At 57.8% G+C, this 16890-nt stretch carries 15 protein-coding genes; 5 read left to right on the forward strand and 10 right to left on the reverse strand.

Going from position 1 to position 16890, the window contains the following annotated elements:
* Positions 1–37: 37 nt before the first annotated feature.
* Together AC19YQ_RS18515 and lpxH are read left to right on the forward strand one after the other, a co-directional pair.
* Complete coding sequence (locus tag AC19YQ_RS18515; RefSeq protein WP_019823171.1) at positions 38–541, forward strand: peptidylprolyl isomerase; 504 nt, start codon at positions 38–40, stop codon at positions 539–541.
* Entirely contained in the window at positions 538–1266 is a 729-nt protein-coding gene (lpxH, locus tag AC19YQ_RS18520; protein ID WP_326397561.1) for a UDP-2,3-diacylglucosamine diphosphatase, read from the forward strand. The genes AC19YQ_RS18515 and lpxH overlap by 4 nt, the downstream gene beginning before the upstream one ends.
* Before the next feature lie 55 nt (positions 1267–1321).
* On the opposite strand, the gene AC19YQ_RS18525 is transcribed toward lpxH, so the two are convergent.
* The 5 genes from AC19YQ_RS18525 to AC19YQ_RS18545 form a co-directional block, all read right to left on the reverse strand.
* Positions 1322–2851, reverse strand: coding sequence for a DHA2 family efflux MFS transporter permease subunit (locus AC19YQ_RS18525; protein ID WP_133077960.1), 1530 nt, complete (start codon positions 2849–2851; stop codon positions 1322–1324).
* Positions 2852–2914: 63 nt separating this feature from the next.
* On the reverse strand, positions 2915–4120 hold the full coding sequence (locus AC19YQ_RS18530) for an HlyD family secretion protein (RefSeq protein ID WP_133077961.1): 1206 nt from the start codon (positions 4118–4120) through the stop codon (positions 2915–2917).
* A 9-nt stretch (positions 4121–4129) separates the two neighbouring features.
* Positions 4130–5605 carry an efflux transporter outer membrane subunit gene (locus tag AC19YQ_RS18535; RefSeq protein WP_326397557.1) on the reverse strand — a complete coding sequence of 492 codons (1476 nt, stop codon included), beginning with the start codon at positions 5603–5605 and terminating at the stop codon, positions 4130–4132.
* Positions 5602–6075, reverse strand: coding sequence for a MarR family winged helix-turn-helix transcriptional regulator (locus AC19YQ_RS18540; RefSeq protein ID WP_133077963.1), 474 nt, complete (start codon positions 6073–6075; stop codon positions 5602–5604). Before AC19YQ_RS18540 ends, AC19YQ_RS18535 begins: the two co-directional genes overlap by 4 nt.
* 265 nt (positions 6076–6340) lie before the next feature.
* Positions 6341–6949, reverse strand: coding sequence for a MiaE family protein (locus tag AC19YQ_RS18545; RefSeq protein WP_133077964.1), 609 nt, complete (start codon positions 6947–6949; stop codon positions 6341–6343).
* Between the two features lie 220 nt (positions 6950–7169).
* On the opposite strand from AC19YQ_RS18545, the gene AC19YQ_RS18550 reads away from it, so the two are divergent.
* Complete coding sequence (locus AC19YQ_RS18550) at positions 7170–8033, forward strand: universal stress protein (RefSeq protein ID WP_133077965.1); 864 nt, start codon at positions 7170–7172, stop codon at positions 8031–8033.
* 12 nt (positions 8034–8045) lie between these two features.
* Here the strand turns inward: AC19YQ_RS18550 and AC19YQ_RS18555 are convergent, their stop codons facing one another.
* On the reverse strand, positions 8046–8516 hold the full coding sequence (locus AC19YQ_RS18555; protein ID WP_019823181.1) for a DUF1289 domain-containing protein: 471 nt from the start codon (positions 8514–8516) through the stop codon (positions 8046–8048).
* Between the two features lie 407 nt (positions 8517–8923).
* On the opposite strand from AC19YQ_RS18555, the gene acnB reads away from it, so the two are divergent.
* The gene (gene acnB, locus AC19YQ_RS18560; protein ID WP_133077991.1) at positions 8924–11524 is read left to right on the forward strand and encodes a bifunctional aconitate hydratase 2/2-methylisocitrate dehydratase; all 2601 of its coding nucleotides are present in this window, start codon (positions 8924–8926) and stop codon (positions 11522–11524) included.
* A gap of 73 nt (positions 11525–11597) precedes the next feature.
* Here the strand turns inward: acnB and AC19YQ_RS18565 are convergent, their stop codons facing one another.
* Complete coding sequence (locus tag AC19YQ_RS18565; RefSeq protein ID WP_133077966.1) at positions 11598–12668, reverse strand: AI-2E family transporter; 1071 nt, start codon at positions 12666–12668, stop codon at positions 11598–11600.
* Positions 12669–12689: 21 nt separating this feature from the next.
* The gene (locus tag AC19YQ_RS18570) at positions 12690–12929 is read right to left on the reverse strand and encodes a sulfurtransferase TusA family protein (RefSeq protein ID WP_133077967.1); all 240 of its coding nucleotides are present in this window, start codon (positions 12927–12929) and stop codon (positions 12690–12692) included.
* A 120-nt stretch (positions 12930–13049) separates the two neighbouring features.
* Here AC19YQ_RS18570 and AC19YQ_RS18575 point away from each other — a divergent pair, with 120 nt between their 5' ends.
* Positions 13050–14480 carry a M48 family metalloprotease gene (locus AC19YQ_RS18575; protein WP_133077968.1) on the forward strand — a complete coding sequence of 477 codons (1431 nt, stop codon included), beginning with the start codon at positions 13050–13052 and terminating at the stop codon, positions 14478–14480.
* A gap of 121 nt (positions 14481–14601) precedes the next feature.
* On the opposite strand, the gene nadA is transcribed toward AC19YQ_RS18575, so the two are convergent.
* Together nadA and AC19YQ_RS18585 are read right to left on the reverse strand one after the other, a co-directional pair.
* The gene (gene nadA, locus AC19YQ_RS18580) at positions 14602–15660 is read right to left on the reverse strand and encodes a quinolinate synthase NadA (RefSeq protein ID WP_500595645.1); all 1059 of its coding nucleotides are present in this window, start codon (positions 15658–15660) and stop codon (positions 14602–14604) included.
* 223 nt (positions 15661–15883) lie between these two features.
* Positions 15884–16693 carry a type II secretion system F family protein gene (locus AC19YQ_RS18585; protein ID WP_326397551.1) on the reverse strand — a complete coding sequence of 270 codons (810 nt, stop codon included), beginning with the start codon at positions 16691–16693 and terminating at the stop codon, positions 15884–15886.
* Positions 16694–16890 lie beyond the last annotated feature (197 nt).

Here is a 16890-nt window from a genome sequence, read left to right on the forward strand (position 1 = left end):
CAGGCCCGACGAATTCTCTGATAGAGCGATAACGACCATGACCAAAGTAAAACTGAGCACCAACCACGGCGACATCGTGATCGAACTGAACGCTGAAAAAGCACCGATCACCGTTGCCAACTTCATCGAGTACGTTAAAGCCGGCCACTACGAAAACACCGTTTTCCACCGTGTAATCGGCAACTTCATGGTCCAGGGCGGCGGTTTCGAGCCAGGCATGAAAGAAAAGAAAGACAAGCGCCCAAGCATCCAGAACGAAGCTGACAACGGCCTGCCAAACGAGAAGTACACCGTGGCCATGGCTCGCACCATGGAGCCGCATTCGGCTTCCGCCCAGTTCTTCATCAACGTGGCTGACAACAGCTTCCTGAACCACAGCGGCAAAACCGCTCAAGGTTGGGGCTATGCCGTATTCGGTAAAGTCGTTGAAGGCCAGGATGTTGTAGACAAGATCAAAGGTGTTGCCACGACTTCCAAAGCCGGTCACCAGGACGTGCCTAAAGAAGACGTGATCGTCGAGAAAGCAGAGATCATTGAGTGATACTGCTGATTTCAGATTTGCATCTGGAAGAGGAGCGCCCGGACATAACCCGGGCGTTTCTGGATTTCCTGACCGGGCGTGCCCGCTCGGCTCAGGCGCTCTACATCCTGGGTGATTTTTTCGAAGCCTGGATTGGCGACGATGCGATGACGCCCTACCAGCGCTCGATCTGTGAAGCGCTGCGAACACTGAGCGATACCGGCACCAAGATTTTTCTGATGCACGGCAACCGCGATTTCTTGCTTGGCCAGGCCTTTTGTAAAGCGGCTGGCTGCACCCTGATCAAAGACCCCAGTGTTGCGGACTTTTATGGCGAGCCGGTTTTGTTGATGCACGGCGACAGCCTGTGCACTCGCGACGAAGCCTACATGCGCCTGCGACGCTACCTGCGCAACCCCATCACTTTGTGGATTCTGCGCCACCTGCCCTTGGGCACGCGGCATAAACTGGCGCGCAAACTGCGCAGCGAAAGCCGTGTCCAGACCCGTATGAAAGCCAATGACATCGTCGACGTGACTCCCGAGGAAGTGCCCCGGATCATGGCTGACTTTGGCGTACGCACCTTGATTCACGGCCATACCCACCGTCCCGCGATCCACAAACTGCTGGTTGCAGATCACGCCGCCAAACGCATTGTTCTCGGTGACTGGGACCGTCAAGGCTGGGTACTGCAAGTGGATGAGCACGGCATGCAACTGATGCCGTTTGATTTCACGCCAGCCTAGATTCAAGAGCCCCTCACCCTGGCCCTCTCCCGGAGGGAGAGGGTAAAAGCCCACATCAATGCCCGCTGGTCGCCGGCCCCGCTTTGGCGGCAAACGGTGGCTTGGCCAGCCATACCAACAAAATCAACCCCATAAACAGCCAGCCCATCATGGTGAAGTAGTCCACGGTGGAAAACATATACGCCTGACTGGTCAGAATCTTATCCATCTGAGCGTAGGCAGGCGTACTGGCACCCCCCAGGCTTTCCAGGGTATGGCGTGTCACCGGGTCATAGGCGCTGATGCTTTCACTCATGTAGGCATGATGCTGATCCGCCCTGCGAATCCAGATCCATGTGGTCAAGGAGGCCGCAAAACTACCCCCCAGGGTCCGCAAGAACGTTGCGAGCCCAGCGCCATCGGCGATCTGGTGCGGCGGTAAATCCGACATCAAAATGGTCAGCGTCGGCATAAAGAACAAGGCCACGCCAATCCCCATAAACAGCTGCACCATCGCGATATGTTGAAAATCCACCTCATTGGTGAAGTCTGCACGCATAAAGCAACTCAGGCCGATGGCCAGAAACGCCAGGCCAGCCAGCAAGCGCAAATCGAATTTATGCGCGTACTTGCCCACAAACGGCGACATCAACACCGGCAAGATCCCGATCGGTGCCACAGCCAAACCCGCCCAGGTCGCGGTGTAGCCCATCTGCGTCTGCAGCCATTGCGGCAAAATCAAATTGATACCGAAGAACCCGGCATACCCCAACACCAGCACAATGGTGCCGATGCGGAAGTTTCGGTGGGCAAACAGACGCAAGTTAACGATCGGATGCTTGTCGGTCATTTCCCAAATGATGAAAGCCGCCAGTGCCACCACCGATAATGCGCTGCCCAAAAGGATGAAGTTGGACTCGAACCAGTCCAGATCATTGCCCTTGTCGAGTACGATCTGCAACGCGCCCACACCAATGATCAGGGTAATCAACCCCACATAGTCCATCGGCTGACGGGTAATCACCACGGGGCGCGACTTCAGTTGCTGGCGAACCACCATCACCGCGAAGATACCGATCGGGATATTGATGAAGAAGATCCAGGGCCAGCTGTAACTGTCTGTGATCCAGCCACCCAGAATGGGACCCGCAATGGGCGCAACCACCGTGACCATCGCCAGCAATGCCAATGCCATCCCCCGTTTCGCAGGTGGGTACACCGCAATCAACAGGGTTTGCGTCATGGGATACAGCGGCCCGGCCACCAACCCTTGCAGCACCCGAAACCCGACCAGTTCAGGCATCGAGGTCGAAATACCGCACAAGAACGAGGCCAGCACGAACAGGATTGTGGCCCACAAAAACAGCTTCACTTCGCCAAAACGGCGACTCAGCCAGCCTGTCAGGGGCAAGGCAATCGCGTTACTGACCGCAAATGAAGTAATCACCCACGTGCCCTGCTCAGAACTCACCCCAAGGTTGCCGGAGATGGTGGGCAAGGCGACGTTGGCGATGGTCGTATCGAGCACCTGCATAAAGGTTGCAAGCGACAGACCAATAGTGGCCATTACCAAGCTGGGAGGGGTAAAAGACGCGTTTGTACTCATCGCAAATCCTTTAAAGCCGGGGATGCAGCCTCGCCGGTGCGGCGAGGCTCATGGATTGGCGAATCAGCGTTGGGCGGCCATATCGCCTGTTGCAGCGCTGTTGCTGTCAATCAAACGCGTGATCAGGGCTTCGGCCTCGGCCAATTGCTGCGCATAGACATGGGTGGTGAACGAGGCTTTTTGCGGCGGTTGCTGGGCCAGCACCGGGCCGCTCTGGTCACGCAGGTTCACATCAACCGTTGTCGACAAACCAACACGCAGCGGATGTGCAGCCAGCTCATCGGCATTGATGTGGATACGCACCGGCACACGCTGCACGATCTTGATCCAGTTACCCGTGGCATTTTGCGCAGGCAGCAGGGCAAATGCGCTGCCCGTCCCGGCACCGATGCTGTCGATGGTGCCGCTGTATTTCACGCTGCTGCCATAGATATCCGATTCAATGTCCACCGGCTGACCGATGCGCATCTTGTGCAACTGGGTTTCCTTGAAGTTGGCATCAATCCACAGCTGATTCAGCGGAATGACCGCCATCAACGCGGTGCCCGGCTGAACCCGCTGACCCAACTGAACAGTGCGCTTGGCCACATACCCGGTGACCGGAGCAATCAGGGTGGAACGGGCGTTTGCCAGGTAAGCCTGACGCAACTGAGCTGCAGCAGCTTTCACATCCGGGTGGTTGGCCACCGAGGTGTTATCGACCAGCGCACGGGTGGTATCGAGTTTTTGTTCGGCATTGCGCAGGGCGCTTTGCGCTGAAGACAGGTCATCCCGGGCATGGGACAGCTCTTCTTGGGAAATTGCCCCGCCAGCCGCCAGACTTTTCCGGCGGTTGTAGTTGTCCTGGTTCTTTTGCACTTCGACCTTCTGCGCAGCCACCTGGGCCTTCATGCCCTTCACGTCACTGAACAGACCACGAACCTGGCGCACGGTACGCGCCAGGTTGGCCTCGGCGCTTTGCAGGCCCACCTGCGCATCGCTCGGATCGAAATTAAGCAGCACCTGGCCCTCATGAACCAGATCGCCATCATCCGCACCAATACTCACCACCGTACCGGTGACAAGAGGCGTGATTTCAACCACGTTGCCATTTACATAGGCATCGTCGGTGCTTTCATTCCAGCGACCATAAAATTCTTCCCAGCCCCAGACACCCAGGCCTGCCAGGATGACCAGAATCGCCAGGCCACTGAGCAAGAGCTTGCGCTTGCGCTGATTACCCGCGTCCTGGGTGTTTTGCGTTTCATTCGGTGTTTGCACAGTAGCCATGACGAGTACCTAAATAATTCTGCCAACAAGGACTTGAGAGGGAACGGCCTCGGCCGTATTGCCGGGCTCAAATCCACCGCCCAGGGCTTGCATCAGTTGTATCGAAAGGTCGATCTGCTCGGCATTCAGGTCCGCCAGCTGACGCTGAGCCAGAAGCAGTTGCTGCTCAATGCTGAGCACGTCCAGGTAGTTACCGACACCGGAGCCATAGCGCTGCAACACGGTATTGAACGAATCCTGAGCGATATCGGTTGCCCGCTGCTGGGCGTTGATTTGCTGCCCCACGGCACTCAGTTGAGCCAGGGTGTTACTGACATCGCCCAAGGCGCCCACGAGTATCTTGTTGTACTGCGCGACAGCCAGATCGTAATTGGCATCCTCGGCATCCAGCCCGGCGCGCAAACGCCCGCCATCAAAGATCGGCAGCGAAATGGCCGGGGCAATATTGAGAAAGCGACTGGCAGACCCGAACAACGCATCCCCCAACAGCGACTGAGTGCCTGCCGCCGCACTCAAGTTGAGATTGGGATAAAAGCGCGTCTTGGCCGCCGCAATATTTTTGCTTGCCGCCTCTACTCGCCAGCGCGCCGCCACCAGATCCGGGCGACGACCCAACAGCTCAGCCGGCAGAGTGCTCGGCAACGCCACGGCGCTCGGCGCCAGAATCTTCGGACGAGCAATATCAACTCCGCGATCCGGCCCCTTGCCCAGCAATACCGCAAGCGCGATGCGTGCACTTTTGAGTTGTTTTTCAGCGCTGATCAACTGCTCCTGAGAACTGGCCTCAAGGCTTTCGGTTTGCTGAAACTGGTAGTGGCTGTCGATGCCGGCTTGCAGACGACGCTTGCTCAGCTCGAGCAATTTGCCGGTACGCTCCAGGTCATCCTTGGCCAGATCACGGACGACAAAGGCATGCCCGAGGCTGCTGTAACCCCGCGCCACATCAGCGGCCAGAGTCAGGCTTGCGGCCTGGCTGTCGACTTCGGCCGCGCGGGCTTCGCCCAACGCTGCCTCCCAGGCATCACGCTGGCCGCCCCACAGATCGAACGTGTAATTAAACGTCAGACTGGCATCGCGCAAGGTGTCGTATCGACCACCCTGCCCGGTCGGATCTTGAGAACGCGACAAGCGCGAACGCGAGACATCGGCTTCGGCATCCAGGGTCGGCATGCGTGCGGCATTGGCCGCACCGGCCGCAGCAGTCGCCTGATGCGCACGAGCACTGGCTATTTGCATGTCCGGGCTGTCGCGCAAGGCTTCTTGAATCAGGCCATCCAGCTGCCCGTCCCCCAAACGCTTCCACCAGTCTTTTTCTGGCCAGGCTGCGGGTGTAACCGCAATGCCGTTGAGCGACTGGGCGGCCTTGAGGTTTTTCGCCTCCTGGCTTACGCCCACGGTGTTCAGACCGCTATAGCTGGCGCAACCCGCCAGTACCATCGACGTAAAAACCAGGCTCAGGCCTGTACGCAGCGTTATATGGCTCATTTTTCACCTAAACGCATGACAGTGATCGGATCACCCGCTGCCAGCAGTATTTTCTTGAGGATCTGTTCCAGGCTTTGCAACTCTTGCGGGCTAATGGCGCTTGCCAACTGATTCATCGCGTCAGCGCCAATCTGCGGCAATTGGCTGGCCAGCGCCTGCCCGTCGTCGGTCAACACCAGCCGCACCTGCCGCCGATCGGCTTCGGAACGCTGGCGCATCAACAGATTTTTTTGCTCGAGACGGTCAAGCATGCGGGTCATCGAGCCACTGTCCAGAGACAGGTGGCGGCAGAGTTCGGCCGGGGTATCGACGTCGTACTGGGCCATGATGATCAGAACCTTGAACTGCGCCGCCGTGATGCCGTAAGGCTCCATATGGCGGTCGATGATCCGGTCCTTGAGCATGGCCGTGCGCCCCAGGAGCATGCCCAGGGTGCAATTTTGGAAGTTATCGGGATGGAAATGCTTCATCAGGGCACCAGGAAGCTGCCTAGGCAGTAATGTTTCTAAATATTACTGTCTAGGCAGCTAATGTCAAGCCGATAATTAGGCAGCTATCTATCTGGCTGTAAGCATTCACCTTTTCTGTAGTCGCTGCCGAGGAACGAGGCTGCGATCGGCGGCGCAGCCGTCGAAAAACCTGAAATCGCGGTCTTTCTGTTAAATCGCGGATTCAGGCTTTTCGATTTCTTCGCAATCGATCGCAGCCGTCGTTCCTCGGCAGCGACTACAGGACTCATGCTTGGGTTGGCACACCACTGTGGAAGCGGAATTCAACATCCGGGGACTCGATCAACTCCTGCTCCGCCGCCCTCACCCGCTCGATGACCTGGGCAATATCCTTGGCGTCGCCATACTGATAGGCCAGTTTCAGATAGCCCTGAAAATGCCGGGCCTCGCTCTTGAGCAAACCAAAATAGAACTTGCCGAGTTCTTCGTCCAAATGAGGCACCAATGCTTCGAAACGCTCGCAACTGCGGGCTTCGATAAACGCGCCCACGACCAGCGTATCCACCAGCTTGACCGGCTCATGGTTGCGCACCACTTTGCGCAACCCCGAGGCATAGCGCCCGGCCGACAGCTGACGCAGCTCGATCTTGCGCCTTTTCATCAGGCGCATGACTTGCTCGTGATGCACCAGCTCTTCACGGGCCAGACGCGACATCATGTTGATCAGGTCGACATGGGAGTGGTACTTGGCAATCAGGCTAAGGGCCGTGCTGGCAGCCTTGAACTCACAGTTTTTGTGATCGATCAGCAAGGTTTCCTGATCGGCCAATGCCGCTGCGATCCAGCCGTCAGGCGTGCGGCAGCCCAGGAACTCATGAATTTCAGGAAGAATCACGCGCACGCTCCCGACCAATGGGGATTGCACAGCTGACGGGCAGTGTTTTGAAAAATCGCTGACATGAGGCTCACAAAGACTGGATTGAGGCGAGCCGGGGATTATACGGGCCACGGAGCGCAGCACCAACGGCACAACTTGATATGCATCAACACAGGTACAACGACTGAACAACTATAGTGATTACACGCCGCTTTTATTACTTGTGGAGTTACCGGTCATGCACAGCATCAACAGCCTGTTGGTCGTCATCGAGCCCCATCTGATGGAAAGTCTCGCCCTCAAGCGCGCCAAACACATCGCCAGCCACACAAAAGCGCATTTGCACCTGTTGATCTGCGATAAAAAGCATGACCACTCAGCCCTGCTGAGCGTGCTTGAAAGCAGCCTGAAAAGTGAGGCCTACAGCGTCACCAGCGAGCAGGCCTGGCATGAAAGCCAGCACGCCACCATCATCAAGGTGCAGCAAGCCCACAACTGCGGGCTGGTGATCAAGCAACACGTACCCGACAACCCGCTGAAAAAAGTGCTGCTGACCCCCGAAGACTGGAAACTGCTGCGCTATTGCCCAAGCCCGGTATTGTTGGCCAAGACCGCTGAATCCTGGGAACACGGGGTCATATTGGCCGCCGTCGACGTGGGCAACAACGACCCTGAGCACATGGCCCTGCACTCAAGCATCGTTGACCACGGTTTTCGGATCGCCAGCATGGCCCATGCACAATTTCATGTCGTCAGCGCGCACCCCGCCCCTATGCTCGCCGCTGTCGACGCAGCCTACCCATTGGACACGCAACTGCAAGAAACCTACCGGGCAGAGTGCCGGGTGTTTCAGCAACAGTGTGAAATTGACGACAGCCGCCTGCATATCGAGGAAGGCCCGGCAGACGTGATCATCCCACGGGTCGCCAAGGCCCTGGGTGCAGTGGTAACGGTCATGGGCACAGTGGCGCGCACCGGGTTCTCGGGGGCATTGATCGGCAATACGGCCGAGGTGGTGATCGACAAGCTGGAAAGCGACATTCTGGTGCTCAAGCCCGAGGACATGATCGAGCACCTGGAAGAACTGGCGAATAAAGGCTGATCGGCTGGCGACCTATTCGCCAAACGCCTCTTTCAGAAACCCGGGAGCTATATAGCGCTGATAATGCGCTTCGGACAGGAGGAAAAATTCCCGATCAATGGCGTCACGCAACTCGGGCAGCGCCCAGCCACGAAACTCCGGCAGCAGCACCATGCCATAGAGCTCCAGCTGATTGATCACCCGCGCACCGCGGGCAATCAGCTGGTAGGCCCAGCAGTATTCGGACTGGTTGGGTACAAAGCGGATCTTGCGTGCCACCAGTTGGTCACGCAGCGTAGCCCGGTCGAATACCTCGACCTTGCCGGCCATCACCTGCACCAAAAGCTGCTCAAGACGACGCCACACAGCACGTTTTTCTTCCTCGTTGTAACCGTTCCAATTGATCACTTCATGGTGAAAACGCTTGCAACCACGGCACACGAGGTCGCCGTAGACCGTTGAGCAAAGGCCTATGCAGGGGGTCTTGATGGTTTGATTGGACATGGCGAAATAGAGCACTGCAGAACGAAACAGGTGGCCATGTTAGCCCTTTGTCTAACGCAGATCACCCCTCAACCTTCAGGGGCTAACTTACCTTTAACAAGTTTTTACCGTAGAATCGGTCTGCCTTTTAAGGCGCCAATGTCCGTTAGAAGCTGTTTTCAAAGCGTCACGAGCACAGTTGATCCCGAAGAACGGTGTTGGTGAAGGGTATTTGCACTGCAGATACCCGCACCAACATTCATCATCTCCCCCCGTTCGGAAGGCGTAAAACTTTGAAAACAGCTTCTGTTGGGAATCCTTGCAACTCTGGCTAAGCGGCTCAAAAAGCCCCCATGCGCATGAGTGCTCGGCATTCCTGGATGAGCGTCCCGGACACCCATTTGGGACCAATGATGAGGGTAATAACTGTGCTTGAAGCCTACCGCAAACATATCGAAGAGCGCGCAGCACTGGGTATCGTTCCCCAGCCGCTAAACGCCGAACAAACCGCATCTCTGGTTGAGCTGCTGAAAAACCCGCCAGCTGGTGAAGAAGAATTCCTCGTTGACCTGATCACCAACCGCATTCCGCCGGGTGTTGATGAAGCGGCCTATGTAAAAGCAGGCTTCCTGTCCGCCATCGCCAAAGGTGAAGCGACTTCCCCACTGATCAGCAAAAAGCGCGCTGTAGAACTGCTTGGCACCATGCAAGGCGGCTACAACATCGTGACGCTGGTCGAGATGCTGGATGACGCAGAGCTGGCACCGGTTGCCGCCGAGCAACTCAAGCACACCCTGCTAATGTTTGACGCCTTCCACGACGTCGCTGAAAAAGCCAAAAACGGCAATGTCCACGCTAAAGCCGTGGTGCAATCCTGGGCTGACGGCGAGTGGTTCAAGAACCGCCCTGTACTGGCTGACAAAATCAGCCTGCGCGTGTTCAAGGTCACTGGCGAAACCAACACCGACGACCTGTCGCCTGCACCGGACGCCTGGTCGCGCCCTGACATCCCGCTGCACGCCCTGGCCATGCTGAAAATGGCTCGCGACGGCATCGTGCCGGACGTTCAAGGCTCCATCGGTCCGATGAAGCAAATCGAAGAAATGCGCAACGCAGGCTTCCCTATTGCCTACGTCGGCGACGTGGTCGGTACCGGTTCGTCGCGTAAATCGGCCACCAACTCCGTACTGTGGTTCTTCGGCGACGACGTTCCTTACGTACCGAACAAGCGTGCCGGTGGTTTCTGCTTCGGCAGCAAAATCGCTCCGATCTTCTACAACACCATGGAAGATGCTGGCGCACTGCCAATCGAGTTCGATGTTTCCAACATCAACATGGGCGACGTGATCGACCTGTACCCGCACGCTGGCAAAGTCTGCAAGCACGGTACCGACGAAGTCATCACTACCTTCGAAATGAAGACCCCGGTTCTGTTGGACGAAGTTCGCGCTGGCGGCCGTATCCCCCTGATCATTGGCCGCGGCCTGACCGAGAAGGCTCGCGCTGAACTGGGCCTGGCTCCATCCGACCTGTTCAAAAAGCCTGAAGCACCTATTGAAAGCACCAAGGGTTTCACCCTGGCGCAGAAAATGGTCGGCAAGGCTTGCGGCGTGACCGGCGTTCGTCCGGGCACTTACTGCGAACCGAAGATGACCACCGTAGGTTCTCAGGACACCACCGGTCCAATGACCCGTGACGAACTGAAAGACCTGGCGTGCCTGGGCTTCTCCGCTGATCTGGTAATGCAGTCGTTCTGCCATACCGCGGCCTATCCAAAGCCGATCGACGTCACCACCCACCACACCCTGCCTGATTTCATCATGACCCGCGGCGGTGTTTCCCTGCGTCCGGGCGACGGCATTATCCACAGCTGGCTGAACCGCATGCTGCTGCCGGATACCGTCGGCACAGGTGGTGACTCCCACACCCGCTTCCCGATGGGCATCTCGTTCCCGGCCGGTTCCGGCCTGGTAGCGTTCGCCGCAGCCACTGGCGTAATGCCACTGGACATGCCGGAGTCGGTTCTGGTTCGCTTCAAAGGCGAAATGCAACCGGGCATCACCTTGCGTGACCTGGTACACGCCATCCCTTACGTCGCCATCCAGAAAGGCCTGCTGACGGTAGAGAAGAAAGGCAAGATCAACGAATTCTCGGGTCGCATCCTGGAAATCGAAGGTCTGGACAACCTGAGCATCGAGCAGGCATTCGAACTGTCCGACGCCTCGGCAGAGCGTTCGGCTGCTGGCTGCACCATCAAGCTGTCCAAAGAGTCCATCACCGAATACCTGAACTCCAACATCACCCTGCTGCGCTGGATGATCGGTGAAGGTTACGGCGACGCTCGTACCCTTGAGCGTCGTGCTCAAGCGATGGAAGCCTGGGTAGCCAACCCTGAGCTGATGGAAGCCGATGCTGACGCCGAATACGCGCACATCATCGAAATCGATCTGGCTGACATCAAAGAGCCTGTGCTCTGCGCGCCAAATGACCCGGATGACGCCCGTCTGCTGTCCACCGTTGCCGGTGAGAAGATCGACGAAGTGTTCATCGGTTCGTGCATGACCAACATCGGCCACTTCCGCGCTGCGGGCAAGTTGCTGGACAAGGTCAAAGGTCAGCTGCCAACTCGTCTGTGGCTGTCGCCGCCGACCAAGATGGACGCTCACCAGTTGACCGAAGAAGGCTACTACGGCATCTACGGCAAAGCTGGCGCACGCATGGAAATGCCGGGCTGCTCCCTGTGCATGGGTAACCAGGCACGTGTAGAGCCGAACTCGACTGTTGTGTCGACTTCGACCCGTAACTTCCCGAACCGTCTGGGTGACGGCGCGAACGTTTACCTGGCTTCGGCCGAGTTGGCGTCGGTTGCCTCGATCCTGGGTCGCCTGCCTTCCGTTGAGGAATACATGGCCTACGCGGCAGAGATCAACACCATGGCAGCGGACGTATACCGCTACCTGAGCTTTGATCAGATCGCCGAATTCCGTGAAGCGGCTGCAAATGCCAACATTCCGGTTATTCAAGCGTAAGCTGATGCAGTAACGAAAAAGCCCCGACTCTCACTGCAGAGCCGGGGCTTTTTCATGTCCGCGATTCAGGTGTTTACAGCAGTGGAGCCACAACTTGCTGCTCCCGTGGCCAGGCATCCAGCACCGCCTTGAACAGCGTCGCCAGCGGGATTGCAAAAAACACCCCCCAGAAACCCCACAACCCGCCAAACAACAGCACCGCACAAATGATTGCCACCGGGTGCAGGCTCACAGCCTCGGAGAACAGCAGCGGTACCAGCACGTTGCCGTCCAGGGTCTGGATGATCCCGTAGACAGCCATCAGATAGATAAACTGATCACTCCAGCCCCACTGGAACAACGCGATCAACAGCACCGGCACCGTCACCACCACGGCCCCCACATAGGGCACCACCACCGAAATCCCCACCAGCAACGCCAGCAAGGCCGAATAATTAAGGCCCATGGTGACAAATGCGATGTACGTCACGCCGCCGCAAATAATGATCTCGATGACCTTGCCGCGAATGTAATTCGCGATCTGGCGGTTCATTTCTTGCGCCACACGGGTAATCAACGCCCGCTCGCGAGGCAGATAACCACGCACCCAACGGCCGATCAGCGCCCGGTCCTTGAGGAAGAAAAACACCAGGATCGGCACCAGCACCAGATAAATCATGATGTTGACCAACAGCGGCAGACTGGACAGTGAAAAGGTCAGCGCCAGTTGCCCGAACTTGCCGATTTCACCCCGGGCCACTTCGATGGCTTGCAGCACCTGCTCATCCGAAACCAGATGCGGATAGCGCTCGGGCAACAGCAACAACAGCGATTGCCATTTTGCGAGCATGCCCGGCAGCTCATTGAACAGCGTGATCAGTTGATGCCAAAGCAAAGGCACCACCACCACAAGAAACACCAGCAACAACCCCATGAACAATGCAAACACCAGCCCGACCGCTGCGGCGGCGGGCACTCTCAGGCGCTCCAGAGCAACCACCAGGCCCTGCATCAGATACGCCAGCACCATGCCCGCCAACACGGGCGCCAACATGCCGCCCAATGTCAGCACAGCGGTAAATGCCAGCACCAGCAAGACCGCCAGTACAACCGCTTCCTCATCAGAGAAATAGCGCTGAACCCAACCACGTAGAACCTTGAACATCAATATTCCTTAGACCGGGACTCAGGCCTTGCGTAGCCAGTAGCGATAGGTACCCGCATTTTCTTCTTCACGCAGCAGTTCATGCCCTGCCAAGCGCGCGAAGGTACGAAAGTCACGCTGTGAACCCCCATCCGTGGCGATGACCTTAAGGACCTGACCACTGCTCATTTTGTTCAACGCCATCTTGGCCTTGAGCAATGGCAACGGACAATCAAGGCCCGCTGCGTCCAGTTCAGCATCATGGGCCAACGCATCAGTCATTACGTACTTCTCCAGATAGGGCATTTTTTATGCCGGCTAGAATACCCCAAGCAGAGCCGCCACTGGTCGCCAGCCGAGTGTCCAGCTACAGTAAGCGCTTTACCGACCAGAGCTCTGTGCATGACTTTTCTGCGCCCTACCCTGTTGACGCTCGCTTGCCTGCTCGCCTCGCCGAGCTTCGCCGACGATTTACCGTCTCTGGGTGACGCCAGTTCATCGATCGTCTCGCCACAACAAGAGTACCAACTGGGCCGTGCCTGGTTGAGCATGCTGCGCGGACAGGTGTCGCAGCTCAATGATCCGCAACTCAAGGATTACGTCGAAACCAGCGTCTACAAACTGGTTGAAACCAGCCAGGTACAGGATCGCCGGCTGGAATTCATTCTGATCAACAGCCCGCAGCTCAACGCCTTCGCCGCTCCCGGCGGGATCATCGGGGTCAACGGCGGCCTGTTCCTCAACGCCCAGACCGAAGGTGAGTACGCCTCGGTAATGGCCCACGAACTTGCTCACTTGTCACAGCGTCACTTCGCTCGCGGCGTAGAGGCCCAGCAGCGCATGCAGTTGCCGATGATGGCTGCGCTGCTCGCCGGGATCATCGTTGCGGCCTCGGGCGCGGGCGACGCGGGCATTGCCGCCATCGCCGGGACACAGGCTGCGGCCATGCAGGAACAGCGGCGCTTCTCGCGACAGAATGAGCAGGAGGCTGACCGGATCGGCATTCTCAACCTGGAGAAAGCAGGCTACGACCCGCGCTCAATGCCTACCATGTTCGAACGCCTGATGCGCCAATACCGCTTTGACGGCAGGCCACCCGAGTTTTTGCTGACTCACCCGGTCACCGAGTCGCGTATCGCCGACACCCGCAACCGCGCCGAACAGGCCAGAGTGGGCGGCACCGAAGACAGCTTGCGCTATCAACTGATCCGCGCCCGGGTGCAACTCAACTACGAAGAAACCCCGGGTCTGGCGGCCAAACGCTTTCGCCAGCAACTGGATGAGAACCCGAAAAACGACGTAGCCCGCTATGGCCTGGCCATTGCCTACATCAAGGGCAGCCAGTTCAACGAAGCCCGCGATACGCTCAAACCGCTACTGGAAAAGTCGCCGAACGACATCACCTACAACCTGGCGCAAATCGAGCTGGACATGGACAGCAATCGCCTGGCCGAAGCCCAGCAGCGAATCGACAGAATGCGCACCCTGTATCCGGGCAACTACCCGCTCAATCAGGCGCGTGTTGATCTGTTGCTCAAGCAAAATAACCCCAAGGAAGCCGACAAAGCCCTTGAAGCCTTGCTCAAAAGCCGCCCCGATGACCCGGATGTCTGGTACTCGGTTGCAGAAACTCGAGGCTTGTCAGGCAACATCATCGGCCTGCATCAGGCCCGTGCGGAATACTTTGCGCTGGTGGGGGATTTCCGACAGGCCATCCAGCAACTGGACTTTGCCCAGAAGCTCACCAACAACTTCCAGCTGTCGGCCCGCCTGGATGCCCGCAAGCGGGAACTGATGGATCAGGAGCGGGCGCTCAAAGATATGATGAACTGACAAAAGCCTCACTGACTCTGTGGGAGCGGGCTTGCTCGCGATAGCCTCGACGCGGCAAGCCCGCATCACGAGCAAGTGAAATCGCCGCACCGCCACTCCCACAGATAGTAGGGCTAGCTACTCAGGCATTCCCCGCCAGTTTCAAACGCGCAGCCTGAGTGAAGTCCAGCATGCGCTTGAGCGGGCGAATGGCATGGGGCACCAGTGCCGGGTCGACAAAAATCTCGTTGGTACCCTGCTGCAAACACTCCAGGGTGCGTTCCAGGGTATTCATGGCCATCCACGGACAATGTGCGCAACTGCGGCACGCCGCACCGTTACCCGCAGTGGGTGCCTCGATAAAGACCTTGTCCGGGCACAGCTGCTGCATCTTGTAAAAAATGCCGCGGTCGGTGGCCACGATAAAGGTCTTGTTGGGCAGGTTCTGCGCCGCAGCAATCAGTTGACTGGTGGAGCCCACGGCATCCGCCAGATCGATCACCGACTCCGGCGACTCCGGGTGAACCAGAATTGCCGCGTCCGGATACAACGCCTTCATGTCTTCGAGCTGCTTGGACTTGAACTCTTCGTGAACGATGCACGCACCGTCCCACAGCAGCATGTCGGCACCGGTCTGGCGCTGGATGTAGCGGCCCAGATGCTTGTCCGGCCCCCAGATAATGGTTTCGCCGTTATCCATCAGGCTTTCGACGATTTCCAGCGCGCAGCTTGATGTCACCACCCAGTCAGCCCGGGCCTTGACCGCCGCGGACGTGTTGGCATACACCACCACCGTGCGCTCGGGATGCTTGTCGCAAAAGGCCGAGAACTCTTCAACCGGGCAGCCCAGGTCAAGAGAACACGTGGCCTCCAGCGTTGGCATCAACACGCGTTTTTCAGGGGTCAGGATTTTCGCCGTCTCGCCCATGAAGCGCACACCGGCCACCAGAATGGTTTTGGCCGGGTGGGCCGCACCAAAGCGGGCCATCTCCAGGGAGTCGGACACACAGCCGCCGGTTTCTTCGGCCAGGGCCTGAATCACCGGATCACAGTAGAAATGCGCCACCAGCACCGCGTCGCGGGCTTTAAGCTCAGCCGCGATCTGCGCACGAAGGCTGAAGGCTTGTGCCTCAGTCAGCGGTTTTGGCTGCTTGGCATCAAGGTGGGCTTGAACCAGAAGTCGTTCAGAAATTTGCGTCATGTTCGCAAGACCTGCAAGCGCGTTGCGCGAAAGTCGAGTGTACCACCAGCTCCGGACCGTCAAGTCCCGCTGGGAGAATGTGTGTATCAGGCACGGACAAGCACTGAAGCGCGATAAGGCTACAGAATATCCTTGGGATTCAAAAGTTTAATGTTGCGCGGGCGACGGCGGGCAAGTGATCGAGCGTTTTTTCGGAAAAAGGAGCGCTGCGCGCGCCCCTCCCTTAGATCTTTCCGAAAACCTTGAACACGCTAATGATCGCAGGCCCGATGGCAACCAGAAAAAAGCTGGGCCACAGGCAAAAGATCAGCGGAAAGACCAGTTTTGTACCGACCTTGGCAGCTTTTTCCTCAGCCAGTTGCGTACGCCGATCGCGAAATTCTTCGGCATATATCCGCAAGGTGGTCCCCACACTGGTGCCGAAGCGGATGCTCTGCGCCAGCAAGCTCACCAGCCCGCGAATGTCTTCCAGCCCGGTACGCTCGGCCAGGTGCTTGAGGGCCTCAGTGCTTGGAACACCCGCACGCACTTCGGCGTTGACCAGTGCCAGCTCAAGGGCAAGATCGGGCTGGCTGACGGCCATTTCCTCTGAGACCCGCTCGATTGCCTGCGGCAAGGCGAGCCCCGACTCCACGCACACCACCATAAGGTCCAGCGCATCCGGGAAAGCAATCAGCAGCCGCGACATGCGTGCCTGCTTGCGTGCGCCCACATAGACCGCCGGAACCAGCCACCCCACCCCAAGTGCCAACATCAACAGGCCAACTCCCAGTAGCAGCGACATATTAGTAATAAACGGCAACGCCACAAGCGTAATACCTGTCAGCAGCAAGGGCAGCAGCAGCAGCCGAATCGCCCAGTACACTTGCACCGCCGACGGCGAGCGATAACCGGCATGGGTCAACAGGGTGCGGGTGGCCGATGAGCGCCGGGTCTCACCGGCACTGAAGCGCTGCCCCACCTGCTCAAGCATCATTTGCAGATTGCTCGGTGGCGCCCGATGGTCTGTGCCATGACCCGGTAATCCCCCCATTTCTAATACTCACCAGAAATAGAGATCAGGCCACAAGGGCCAACTTTTGTTTAGGGGTAATGCCTCCGAGCGTGAACGAGCCCCATGAAAGACAGGACACCGTTTCCCCCTTACGATAAGGGATAGGCAAACGGTTATGTTTATGACTAATAGCAACGATAAGAGTGGGGAGCTTTTGGGCCAGGAGCGGCGGCGCC

It is taken from the genome of Pseudomonas sp. MF06569, assembly GCF_059862735.1.